Below are 12,314 nucleotides of genomic sequence, written 5' to 3' on the forward strand. Positions count from 1 at the left end.
ATAGTGTCTAGTGAATTTTTGTTTTTTCACTGTCTACTATATGGGGAGTATATCATTGATGAAGCTGAGAGATTTATGATATCATCACCTATTTTCGCTAAAAAATAATAGAAATAACTTGACGAGCGACTACTTTTTTTGATATGATTATAAGCGGTATTGTTTACCCCATTTGTAAGGCCCCGGAACCTTTCAAATAACTCGTGGAGAGGAACATCCACATCTTGTAAACAAAAACGAATTCGTATAGGAGAAATCATGAACAAAACAACATTCATGGCTAAGCCAGGTCAAGTTGAGCGCAAATGGTATGTCGTTGACGCAACTGATGTACCTCTTGGACGTCTTTCTGCAGTAGTTGCTAGCGTACTTCGCGGAAAAAACAAACCAACTTTCACACCTCATACTGATACAGGTGACTTTGTTATCGTTATCAATGCTGAAAAAGTTAAATTAACTGGTAAAAAAGCAACTGATAAGATTTACTACACTCACTCAATGTATCCAGGTGGATTGAAGCAAATCTCTGCTGGTGAGTTGCGTTCTAAAAACGCTGTTCGCTTGATTGAAAAATCAGTAAAAGGCATGCTTCCACACAACACTCTTGGACGTGCACAAGGTATGAAATTGAAAGTATTTGTCGGTGGTGAGCACACACATGCTGCGCAACAACCAGAAGTACTTGACATCAAGGGACTTATCTAAGAGAGAAAGGAGCATCTAGTAAATGGCACAAGCACAATACACAGGTACTGGTCGTCGTAAAAACGCTGTTGCACGCGTTCGTTTGGTACCAGGTACAGGAAAAATCACTGTAAACAAAAAAGATGTAGAAGAGTACATCCCACACGCTGATCTTCGTTTGGTTATTAACCAACCATTTGCAGTTACATCAACTGTTGGTTCATACGATGTATTTGTCAACGTTATCGGTGGTGGTTATGCAGGTCAATCAGGCGCTATCCGTCATGGTATCGCACGTGCGCTTCTTCAAGTTGACCCAGATTTCCGCGATTCACTCAAACGCGCTGGTCTCCTTACACGTGACGCACGTATGGTTGAACGTAAAAAACCAGGTCTTAAGAAAGCTCGTAAAGCTAGCCAGTTCTCAAAACGTTAATCAAAACCTTATTATACCAACGATTATGGCACCTTTTTGGTGTCAGTTGGTGTTAATTATGTTGATAAATCGTTTAAGAGACTTAAAGCATCAGCATCTTGCTGGTGCTTTTTTTCTGGCATCAGTTCAAGATAATAGTTTTGAGTAGTCAGGATTGAATTGTGTCCTAACCTACGAGAAATATAGTCCAGGCTAATATCTTTTGAAAAGAGGAAAGAAGCGTGAGTGTCACGCAAGCCGTGAAAGGTTGTTTTTCTCAAGCCTAATTTTTTCAAAAGTCGCTGGAGTTGGTTTGCTTGTCTAAATCCGTTCCAATCGAAAATATAATCATCTTTTTTATTGGCTAAAGAGATTAGAGCAGAGTAAACATCTTGGTTGATAGAAATATCTCGTTTAGAGTGTTTTGTTTTTAGTTGAGTATCATCACTAATAGGGCTAATTGACCTGCGTATATTGATACCATGCTCAAAAATATCTTCCTTCTTCAATCCAAGTAGTTCTCCACGCCGTGCACCAGTTTCTAGGGCAAGAAGAACAAGTATATTAAATTCATCATCTTTTTGGTGGTCAAGGCAATATGTTCGGAGTGTCTTAAACTCTGTTACAGATAAGGGAACATTTCGCTTGGGTTGTTCTTGTCCTCTCGCTTTTAAGAGTGAGCCAAAGTCATTTGTAATCAATCCTTTGGCATAGGCATATTTGAGTGAACCTCTGATTTTTAAGACAAGTTCTTTGGTTGTCTTTTTGGAGTGAGTTTCAGCGTATTTATCAAGCCTCTTTTGCATGACTAAATCATCTAAGTGTTTTAGGCACATTCCCTCAAACAGTTCATCTACGATTACAAGAGTTCGCTTATAATTGACAAAAGTCGCTTCACGAACCTCATTCTGTTTTACAGAGTTAACCCAGTTACGATAAAAGTCAGTAAATAGGGTAGAGCGTTTAGCAATATCTTTCCCTCGTCCTTTTTCTAGCTCCATTTCAAGAGCCCATAGTTCAGCATCTTGTTTGTTAGAGAAAGTCTTGGTTTCTCTTTTGTATTGTCCTTTCTTGTAGAGTGATACAGTTGCACGGAAAGAATTTCCACGTTTAGTAATTGTTGCCATTTTATCAGCCTTTCTATAAAAAATGATTGATAAAATAGACTAGTCACATATAGGATATATGAAAAATCGGATTTTATCAATCATTGATAGTTATACGCAGTGATTTTCAATGAATGTGATTAAATAGGTTTTCAGGTAACGTTCATGTTTACCAACCATAAAACACTGAAAATCTGGATGGTTTCTGATGTATTTATCAAATGACTTAGGGTCAATTCCGAGGAAATCAGATGCTTGTTGCCGTGTAAGTAGTAGGGGTGTATCATTCATAATCTTCTCCCTCCATCTCATGCGCTTCTTTTTGTTGTTGATGACGGTTTGGATTAAACCGTCGAGAATCCAGATATTTGGCGAAGAAATAGGTGCGTTTGATAATGAGTTCTAGTAGATTGGTGTTGTTTGCTCGTGCATACCAGACTAACTCTTCAAATTCGGTAAAGTCTTTTTCTTCGATAATATCAACGACTTCATGAATAAAATCTGAGGGATTCATATCCATCAAAAATTTTTCTAAATTAAAGCCACAACCGACTTCAATATCCTCAATATTGTAGGGGGTCTTATCTGGATTTTCTGCGTGTGTAAAGTAGTCAAATAAACCAGTAGGAGACATAACCACTTCCACACGCTCTGGACCGTTTAACTTATCGTTGACGATATTTGACACTTGAGAATAACTTTTCAGTGAATCAAAGAAGAAAGCACCGTGCTTGTGCGACTTTTTGAACTCTCCTGTTTGTTTATCAATGTCCTTATCATGCCAAGGACTAAGAATAAAAGGAATATGGAGTTCTTCTAAGATATTCAAGTAGTCCTCTGGTTTGCTTTCCTCATAGATGAGAAATGACCATTTGTTTGAACGTTGTTCTTTTGCCATAGGCATTTACCTCATTTCTTTTGCTTATATTACTGAGGAGAAATGATAGGGGAAATGCAAAGTTTTTTTGAAAAAATCTACTTTTTATGATTGTTGATTATTGACCTACTGGGGGTCGTAGTAACCCCAGTAGGTCATGATTGATATTCACATAAAAAGGGGGGCTGTGGCTTTTGCTTAACGCAAGCCACAGCCCCCACCGGATTAACGTTTTTGACCAGTGAACCATAATTGGTTACGAACTCTAACAGGAGAAGAGAAATAATAGTCTGCGTGTTGGCTGGCAATCTCTTCTTTCAGTAGTGCTTCCATGTCTTTCAGGATTTTTTGCCCTTGTTGATCTCTAGGAACTTTTAGAAAGATAGTGATACCATCTTTTCGTATATCCACAATACATTTACGAACAGCACGGTTAAATCCATTATGGATTGGGTTAATTGTGGTAACGGTTTGATGTTCAAGGTTACTTATTTTCTGTACTCGTTCACGCTGGAAGAGGAAGCATCTTAATAAAAAAGTGTGATAGGTGGATAGAAAATAATTCCACATACTATCTGTTTTCAATCGTTGTATCATCTCTATCCCAACTAATAGTGAGGCAAGGAGAAGTGAAACAATAGTGAATCCGTGACAAAAGGAAATAATGGTATCAATAATTGTATTAACTGTATCTAGCTTGACAAATGAGATGTTGCTTAATTGAATAGAAAGAATATGGAGCAGCCAACTAAAGATAGAATTGATAGGAGTAAGAAGAAATAAGTAGAATATGGAATTGAAACTTTTCATGAAGTGGGTTTTAGTGGTCATAATATGCCTCGCTTAGTGTAGTAGGTTGGATAGAGTAAGGGCAGAACTTGGTAGGGGTGTTCGTTATCTATAGCTTGAATGATGCCTGTTCCGTGTCCTGTTGGAATAACAATCCCCTCTGGCTCAAGGTCTGGAAATAAAAATTGAGTAGTTTTCTGATTGATATTTCCAACTTGTAATAATACGTTAATCTGCTCCCTCACTGATATGGGGATAGTATTATGGTCAAAACGCTGACTTACTAAAAATAGGTGGATTTTTGTAGCGCGTCCTAGTAGTGCAATTTGTGAGAGTAGGGAGAAAAAGGCTTCTTTGATGTTCTTATTGACTCCCTCTGATAGAGCAAGGACTTCATCAATGACAATAGTTAGATGAGTAAATTTATGATTGGGATTATTGTATAAGATAGCCTGTCTCTTTTGGATAAGGGTTGAACACTGGCTTAATTGTTCATTTACTTGAGATACAAAGTCAGATTTCGAACGATTTTCGACAGGGTGAATAACTGAAATGTGATTTTCTCTTGCCCAACGACTTGGGGTATCAAATTTAGGGTCAATGATTATCAAGTCGGACATGTGCTTTAGGACACTCAAAAAGTACGTTAAAGCATAGCTTTTCCCAGAACCTGAATTTCCAGCAATAGCAATATGATTTACCTTGTCTAGGTTGAGTTCAAAGTTTTTCATGATAGGAATTTTCCCTTGCGGTAAGCTGGCTGAAAACTTATCCAAATTCGGAATCACCAGTCGTTCTGGAATTCCTTTTTTCCAAGGAAAGAATAAGCCACGTTGAATGTGTAAATCATCCGTTTCTAATGGGACAAAATAGGTGGCATTTTGTTTTAGTAGCGTGTACTGTGGGTATAATGATGCGTTAGCAATCAGAAAGATTTTCTTGTACAAGTCATCATCAAGGATATAAGCACATGGCAGGCGAGGGACAAATATAAAGCCATCTTCTTGGATAATAATATTAAAGGAGTTCGTATAGCTGGTTTCTCCCTGCATTAAAGCTCCCAGAGCCATATTGAGGCTCTGGAGCAAATAAGGTTGCAGGATAGAGTGGTTCAGCACATCACGAGATTGTGAAGTCATTACCGAACCTCCTTGATATTATCTGCTTTGAAGTAAATATTATACTTCACTTCACAGGCTTGTAGGGTGTCAAATTGAATTATGGATTGAAAAGCTGGAAGCTCAATCTTATTTCCAAATTTTACTTGGAAAGGATCTTGTCCTTCCTGTACAAACCATGCTTTGTAAGCTACGATTTCTCCTGTTGGTTTCCCATCCTCAAATCGTTGTTGTGGTTCAAGTTCGGTACTAAGTGAGTAAATCGGTTGTTTTTGGCTAATGATTTTGTCAGCCAGAATAGTTGTGTAACCACCTTTAGTGGATTTCATTTTGAATGCCATAGGGCAGTTCCTCCTTGTTTATATAAAATAACGTGAAAGCGATAGGCTCGGTTTTGGTCATGAGCTGGACTTGGTTCTTGGTTTGTTTACCACCTCCTTATTACTAAGGAGAAATAGAACCCAAAACGCAAAGTTTTAAAAAATCCAGTGATAAAAACCACTGGATTTAGGTATTAGCGATAGTCTTCTAATGAAATAGCTAATTTTTTAAGAGCTTTTAGATAATGGGATTTGACGGTCACATCACTCATTTTTTTGTAATGTTCAGAGATATAGCGGGAGGTTTCTTTATAGCTACATCCTTGTTCAGCTACCATTTCAACGATTTCGCAGTCAATTATCGTCAAGGCTTCTTTAGCTTTTTGAATATCTTGTTTTAATTCTTTAGCTTCTAAAGCCTTTTCTGGATTTAAATCAGGACTTGCGATTACCTCGTGGCGTTCACGTCGCTTACCGTCTCTACGAGAGGTATTTTCTTCGAGACTTCTTTTGTGGTGGTATCGATCACGACGTTCAGCGTTGCTTTCTTCTTGTTGGAGAAGACGACTTACTTCTTTCCAATTTTGAGCATTTACAGCTTCTCTTATTTTGCGCTCACGGCGTTCTATTACTTTATTTCCCATAGTGGTTTTATTCCTTTCTTGTCCTCGGACAGAAAGAAACAAGATGAGCAGTAATTGAATGCCGAAGGGTGTAAAAAGGGCACACCAAATAAACGGCGAAACAATTCAATGCAAGAGACGACTGTTGTTGTCGTATCAACATATCTGTTTCAATCCGTCCATTTAGTGCGCACTATTTAGGACTGTTAAATATTAACCAAGTATTTTCTCTTGGTATATACATGGTATAGCAGTTGAAGTACATAAACCATGACTTGCCAAGTCAATTAAAAAATCCCGAAATATAGGGACTTTTAGCAGTTGGAGACAAAGAATCACTGAGATAGTCCTTAAAAAAGTGACCTCTCAAGTCATTTTTTTATAAAAAATTTTTGATTTTATAACCCCTTTTTTGAGAAAATGATTTCATGATATAATAGTGGGGTAAATACTTGACAAGGAGTTTTGTGATGGTACAATCAATCAATCAATCAATCAATCAATCAATCAATCAATCAATCAATCAAGAGGTAGTTTATACCTTTTTTCAGCAAGCAAAAAAGCACCTTCTTTTTGTAAAGGAGGTGCTTTCTAATGTCTAAAGATTTTATTGAACGCCCTCGCAAGAACGAGAAAGATGGAGCTATCACCTATGTACAGGAACTTCTGAAACAGGCTCGTGAAGATAGACGAAATGAGGATGTTGATAAGCTGGAAAATCTTATCCGCTTGCTCAATACTAGGAAATATGGTTTGGTCTGGGAGGAACATGCCGAATTGGTCGAGGAGGAAATGAAAACAAAGATTCCAGTCTTCATTGAGGACGAGACCAAGAAAATTGTGGGGAATCCTGAATCGGAGGACTATAATTTCTTGCTTGAAGGGGATAACCTGCATAGTTTGCACCTCTTGAAGAAGACACACGCAGGAAAAATTGATGTCATTTATATTGACCCACCTTATAATAGGGGGAAGACAGATTTTAAATATAATGATTTATTTGTAGATAAATTAGATTCATTTAGACATAGTAAATGGTTATCATTTATGTCTTCTCGGTTAAGATTGGCACATGATTTGCTAAAAAAAGATGGCTTGATTTTTGTTTCAATTGATGATTATGAATTTTCTCAACTTAAATTATTGATAGATTCTATTTTTGGTGAAGAAAATTTTGTAAATACTTTTGTTTGGAAGAGAAACTCTAGCGGTAAAACTGAAAAAGATAAATTTACAGTTAATACTGAGTATGTACTTCTTTATTCAAAAACTAGAGATTTTACGTTGAATCCTGCTTATAAACCATTATCTGAAGCAACAATGAAATCATACAATAAGGATGACAAAGATGGGAGAGGAAGATATGCAAGTGTTAGCTTACAAAAACCTAGAGACCCAGGTCCTGAGACTTCATACGATTACGTAGACAATTCTGGAAAAATTTGGAAGTGTCCTGCTAAAGGTTGGAGAATGACATATGATAAGGTTAAAGCCTTAGAAAATGATAATCGACTCATTACATCAGGTAAAACATTACGTGTGAAAGATTATTGGAGTGAACGTCCATCTGAGGGGAAAAGAATTGATACCTTATGGTCAGATTTGCCAGAAAATACTACAGGGAGTAAAGAGCTGGATAACGCATTAGGGGAGAAAGGTAAATTCGACAATCCTAAACCAACAAAACTGATTGAAAGATGTTTGCAAATTAGTAGAAAGGAAGCAGTTGTACTAGACTTCTTCGCTGGCTCTGGTACAACAGGTCACGCAGTTGCCCAGCTAAATAAAGAAGATGGAGGTAATCGCAAATATATCCTATGTACTAATAATGAAAACAACATTTGTGAAGAGGTGACCTACAAGCGTCTATCTAATATTCAAGAGAAGCTTCCTCATAATCTCAAATACTTCAAAACTGATTTCGTAGTTAAGGAAGAATTTCCTGATGTAACTCTTGAATATGAGTTACTCAACTATATAACTCCTCTTGTAGAGTTGGAATTTGGAGTTGATATTTCAAATCCCAAAGTGCAGGTTGTCTTGTCAGAAGACCAGCTGGATGAGATGGCTGAGTCAGATTTCGTTGAAAATTCCACCTTATTCTTCCATCCTGAAATTTTCTTTGATGCGAAACAAGAAGGTATTTTTCGTGAGAAAAATATTAAAAAACAGGAGATTCCACACTATTACTTTGGAAAGGATATCTGGTCATGATTGAATTAAAAAATTTCCAACAAAAATTGGTTGATAAACTCTTGAAATTCACTGCTCCTGAATATACTGTTGATGAAATGGTTATTAAGTCTCCAACGGGTTCAGGCAAAACCATTACTCTCCTTGATTGGGTCAATACCTATATTTCAAGTACGCATGATAATGTAGCTTTTATATGGTTTACCCCTGGTTCAGGAGAACTTGAAGAACAGAGTCAAGATAAAGCTAGGCACTTTTCATCTCTTAAGGCCCAATCATTGTCAGATGCTTTGCTTCAAGGATTTGATAAAGATACTGCTACATTTATCAATTACGAGTCAGTGGTAGGAAAGAATAAAAAGGCAATGCTTTCTGATAGTGAGCGTGATAATCTTGAAGACAAGATTGACAAAGCTGTTGAAGAAGGCCGTCATTTCATTCTAGTCATTGATGAAGCACACCGTAACGATACTAAAAAGGCAAGAGATATTATTACACGCTTCAATGCTGCAAAAACAGTTAAGGTTTCTGCTACCATTGAAGACCCCAACATGCCTGACAAGGTAGAGTTCTATGAGGTGACGGAAGAAGAAGTTATTGCATCAGGGCTGATTACCAAATCAGTAGTCGTTAATGAGGGTCTAGAAAATTATCTTGATGAAAGTCAGGATATTGGTGAGGAATTTGAACTACTCTTTCAAAGTGCAGAACAGAAACGTAAAGAGATTGTTCAGAGTTATGCTGATGGTGGTGTAACAGGTGTCAATCCATTGGTGTTGGTTCAGTTACCTGATAAGTCGGATTCAGAACCTGAGTTAGTCAGTCGGATTGAAACCTATATCCAAGAAAAGCTACATAAAACCTATGAGGATGGAACACTTGGTATTTGGTTGGCTGACCAAAAACGAAACTATCTCAATGTCCAAGAACTGGGCAATGAAGTGCAATACCTCATTATCAAACAGGCGATTGCTACTGGGTGGGATGCCCCACGAGCGAAGATTCTCATTAAAATTCGTGAAAACATGGGAGAAGCCTTTACCATCCAAACTATCGGACGTATTCGTCGTATGCCTGAACCATTCAAAGGTCACTATGATGTGGATGTGTTGGATAACGCCTATCTCTATACTTTTGATGTGGATTTCCTGAATGGTGCATTTGCTCAAAAAGGGATAGGAGCACCAACGCCCCTTTTACATCGTAAGGATGTGGCAAAAGATTTCAAGTTAATTAGTGAACGAGTGCTTGATTTGCATGAGGGACAAAGTGAGAAAGCCATCCGTGAAAATCTCTATCAGGGTCTGATTCGTGAATGGAATCTGACAGAGAATGTTGAATCTAATAAGCAAACGCTAGAAAATCAAGGGCTTAAATTTGGAAGTTCCATTATTAACACCTATAAGCAAGGTCGCTTTGATACATTAGAGCATTCCGACCGTCTTCAAGATAGAGAAAGGCTAGTAAAAGCAGATTATCGTGCCAACCGTCTTGATTTACTTCATGCCTATCATGAACTTGACCGAGTTACGCACTTGAAGGTAAGTCAGGTAGAAGCTCTTTTGAAACGCTTCTTTATGGATGATAAGCGACCAAATAATCAAAAACTTTTGAAATTAGAGGCTAGTGAATGGACAGCCTTTATCTTGAATAATTGGCAAGCTCTTAGAGAAGTATTTAGACGAGTTGATATTCAGCCAACCATAAGTATGGGACTTGTAGTACCTCAAGAGAATGATTTCTATATCCCAATGACAGAACGCTATTCCTATAATCCGAAGTTGGAACACATTGCTACTAAAACCAATATCTATGAAGGTTATACAAATAGCGTTCTTAAAGGAAGTGAGGCCGAGCGTCTATTTGAAGAGTACATGGAATCTCATGAAGATGCTGTTGAATTTATTTATAAGAATGGTGATAAAGGTAGTCAGTATTTTTCACTTGTCTATCACACGGCAAGTTCTTCCCATCATTTTTATCCGGACTACATTGTTAAGATGAAGAATGGTGATGTATATATTGTAGAAACTAAGGGTGGAGAGAGTGCCACAGGTGAAGATAAGAATATTGACGAGTATGCTCCATTGAAATATGAAGCTTTGAAAGCTTATCTAAAAAAATATAATTTTAAAGGGGCATTTGTCCGTGATATTTCGGGAACTCTTCGCTATTTGAATGAAGGGGAGTGGAAAGACGATATGGTCGATTATCACCCAATTGATGAGTTGTTTGGATTTTAGGAGGAAACTTGATTTCTTTTACCAAATATATTGAGAAAACATTCTACAATGAAATTTATAAAGCTAGTGAAGATTACTTTCTTGACCACCTTGAAGAACTAGGCATTACTTATGATTGTGATGATGAAGTTGAAGTGACGGATATAGACTTTAAGTATGTTTACGCTGGATACCGTGGAGATGATGAGGTTGATATAGACATTTTGACAGATGTGTATGCTGTCATAACTGAACGTACCAATCATTATGAAAATATAAACGACAAGAATCGTTGGCTTCGCGTATCAGCGATTGGGAAACCAGATGCAGGAATCAAAAATTTCAGGATAGTTAAGGTTGATGCTTATGAGAAAGGGACATCCAATATCTTTGAACAACCTCTTTCTGATAAGCTCGTTCCCAAAATCTGGAAAGATGACTTGGATAAGGTGGCAGAAGCATTCTTGAAGAAGTACGACCCAAATACTTTGTTGACACCTACAAGGGTTGAACCCGAATATATTGTTCAACAAATGGGGCTTCAGTTAAGGTATGATTCCATAACTGAAGACACTTCAATTTTGGGGCAGATTTATTTTCAGGATAATCTTGAGAAGGGACTGCCCGCAGGAACAGTGGTCATTGAAGAAAAGCTTCCTCAGATACGAAGTTTGGGCGTTGAGAGAAATACAATTTTGCATGAGTGTGTCCATTGGGAATTGCATCGCTATGCCTTAGAATTGGCACGAACTGAGGAGGAGAAACTGTCGGTTCTTTCTATAACCAATGTCATTAAAAATGAAAATGCTTCTGATATGATTGATTGGATGGAATGGCATGCTGAAGCGATTGCTCCTAGAATATTGATGCCAAAAGAGATGTTCATTCAGGAAGCAAGTAGTAGACAGAAACGGTTACTAGAGTTGAGTCAAACCCAAGATATTCTTGATATTCTTGAAAAATGGATTGATGAATTAGCCCAGTTTTTCGGAGTTTCACGTCTATCTGCTAAAGTTCGTTTGGTAGAATGTGGTTTTGAAGAGGCCAAAGGTGCATTTATTTATTTAGATGGTTCCTATGTTCCAACTCATACATGGAAACAAGGATATTTAGAGAATAATCAAACTTTTTCATTAAATATGATTCAGCTAGGGCTTCAATTATTATCTCAGCCAAGCTTGAAAGAGCAAGTTGAGAAAAGTGAATTACTCTATGTAGAATCTCACCTATGTATTAATGATGCCAAGTATCTTACATATGATTTTTCAGGGAGACCATTCCTAACGCCTTATGCACGGCATCACATGGATGAATGCTGTGTTGTATTTGAAATTTGTTCTAAAACCCAAATAGGTCGCTCTACTGCTCTTACTTTTTTGCTAAATAGGGATGCTGATTCTGATGTTCAATTCACGATTAGTTATCCAAATGAGAAGAATGAGTGGCTTAAACAAGTTGATGTACATATAGGTGATATTATCGAAATTATGTCTAAGCTCAATGGAATGAGTAGTTTTGCACCAGCTTTAGTGGAGGTGATGAAATGGCGTGATATTAAAAATCAGGAATTAGCAGAAGAAAGTTATCTTGGAGAAAAAGCCATTTCAAACCTTAGGAATGACAAGACTCAACCAAAACTTGAAAGTGTAATTGCTATTTGTGTTGCAATGAAGTTACCGCCAATAGTTGGAAAAAAATTAGTTGAGCTATCAGGAAATATGTTGAGAACGGGGAATGAGAGAGATACTCTCTATGAATTTATACTATGTGGAACAGCAAGTTTAGATGTAGATATGTGTAATCAACTATTAGATAACCATGGTTATAATATACTGGTAGCTAATAGATACGCTCAGTAATAACGAAAGGCAGGTGCATTATACTGATACTCAAAAATTAGATTTTTCTTTCCAACTTTTGAGATGTAGTTGATGTGAACACCTGCCTTTTGGATTCCATTGCTCAAT

The 12,314-nt window shown here is 37.3% G+C and carries 13 protein-coding genes; 6 read left to right on the forward strand and 7 right to left on the reverse strand.

Going from position 1 to position 12,314, the window contains the following annotated elements:
* Nucleotides 1-258 precede the first annotated feature (258 nt).
* A complete protein-coding gene (rplM, locus tag ACLN19_RS01215; protein WP_413382285.1) occupies nucleotides 259-705 on the forward strand; it encodes a 50S ribosomal protein L13 in 447 nt (148 codons plus the stop codon).
* Between the two features lie 22 nt (nucleotides 706-727).
* Nucleotides 728-1,120, forward strand: a complete 393-nt coding sequence (gene rpsI, locus ACLN19_RS01220; protein WP_259139318.1) for a 30S ribosomal protein S9 — start codon at nucleotides 728-730, stop codon at nucleotides 1,118-1,120.
* Nucleotides 1,121-1,176: 56 nt separating this feature from the next.
* On the opposite strand, the gene ACLN19_RS01225 is transcribed toward rpsI, so the two are convergent.
* From ACLN19_RS01225 to ACLN19_RS01255, 7 genes are all read right to left on the reverse strand, one after another.
* Nucleotides 1,177-2,226 (reverse strand): site-specific integrase, encoded by a 1,050-nt coding sequence (locus ACLN19_RS01225; protein ID WP_413382289.1) that lies wholly within the window; start codon nucleotides 2,224-2,226, stop codon nucleotides 1,177-1,179.
* Nucleotides 2,227-2,316: 90 nt separating this feature from the next.
* Nucleotides 2,317-2,496 (reverse strand): MerR family transcriptional regulator, encoded by a 180-nt coding sequence (locus tag ACLN19_RS01230; RefSeq protein ID WP_303976460.1) that lies wholly within the window; start codon nucleotides 2,494-2,496, stop codon nucleotides 2,317-2,319.
* Nucleotides 2,489-3,103 carry a replication protein gene (locus ACLN19_RS01235; RefSeq protein WP_303976463.1) on the reverse strand — a complete coding sequence of 205 codons (615 nt, stop codon included), beginning with the start codon at nucleotides 3,101-3,103 and terminating at the stop codon, nucleotides 2,489-2,491. The genes ACLN19_RS01230 and ACLN19_RS01235 overlap by 8 nt, the downstream gene beginning before the upstream one ends.
* 204 nt (nucleotides 3,104-3,307) lie before the next feature.
* Entirely contained in the window at nucleotides 3,308-3,913 is a 606-nt protein-coding gene (locus ACLN19_RS01240; protein ID WP_413382293.1) for a hypothetical protein, read from the reverse strand.
* The gene (locus ACLN19_RS01245) at nucleotides 3,910-5,010 is read right to left on the reverse strand and encodes a P-loop NTPase family protein (protein WP_413382296.1); all 1,101 of its coding nucleotides are present in this window, start codon (nucleotides 5,008-5,010) and stop codon (nucleotides 3,910-3,912) included. The genes ACLN19_RS01240 and ACLN19_RS01245 overlap by 4 nt, the downstream gene beginning before the upstream one ends.
* Nucleotides 5,010-5,330: a hypothetical protein gene (locus ACLN19_RS01250; RefSeq protein ID WP_413382299.1), complete on the reverse strand. Its 321-nt coding sequence runs from the start codon at nucleotides 5,328-5,330 to the stop codon at nucleotides 5,010-5,012. Before ACLN19_RS01250 ends, ACLN19_RS01245 begins: the two co-directional genes overlap by 1 nt.
* Before the next feature lie 173 nt (nucleotides 5,331-5,503).
* Nucleotides 5,504-5,953 carry an RNA polymerase sigma factor gene (locus ACLN19_RS01255; protein WP_413382301.1) on the reverse strand — a complete coding sequence of 150 codons (450 nt, stop codon included), beginning with the start codon at nucleotides 5,951-5,953 and terminating at the stop codon, nucleotides 5,504-5,506.
* A gap of 449 nt (nucleotides 5,954-6,402) precedes the next feature.
* Here ACLN19_RS01255 and ACLN19_RS01260 point away from each other — a divergent pair, with 449 nt between their 5' ends.
* Genes ACLN19_RS01260 through ACLN19_RS01275 form a run of 4 tightly spaced genes read left to right on the forward strand, consistent with a single transcriptional unit; the run spans nucleotide 6,403 to nucleotide 12,206 of the window.
* On the forward strand, nucleotides 6,403-6,534 hold the full coding sequence (locus ACLN19_RS01260) for a hypothetical protein (RefSeq protein ID WP_413382303.1): 132 nt from the start codon (nucleotides 6,403-6,405) through the stop codon (nucleotides 6,532-6,534).
* Entirely contained in the window at nucleotides 6,527-8,146 is a 1,620-nt protein-coding gene (locus tag ACLN19_RS01265; protein WP_413382306.1) for a site-specific DNA-methyltransferase, read from the forward strand. Before ACLN19_RS01260 ends, ACLN19_RS01265 begins: the two co-directional genes overlap by 8 nt.
* On the forward strand, nucleotides 8,143-10,368 hold the full coding sequence (locus ACLN19_RS01270) for a DEAD/DEAH box helicase (protein WP_413382309.1): 2,226 nt from the start codon (nucleotides 8,143-8,145) through the stop codon (nucleotides 10,366-10,368). The genes ACLN19_RS01265 and ACLN19_RS01270 overlap by 4 nt, the downstream gene beginning before the upstream one ends.
* Before the next feature lie 8 nt (nucleotides 10,369-10,376).
* On the forward strand, nucleotides 10,377-12,206 hold the full coding sequence (locus ACLN19_RS01275; protein WP_413382312.1) for an ImmA/IrrE family metallo-endopeptidase: 1,830 nt from the start codon (nucleotides 10,377-10,379) through the stop codon (nucleotides 12,204-12,206).
* The last annotated feature ends 108 nt before the right edge of the window (nucleotides 12,207-12,314 follow it).

The organism is Streptococcus lishijunsis, from assembly GCF_047290665.1.
Classification (GTDB): domain Bacteria; phylum Bacillota; class Bacilli; order Lactobacillales; family Streptococcaceae; genus Streptococcus.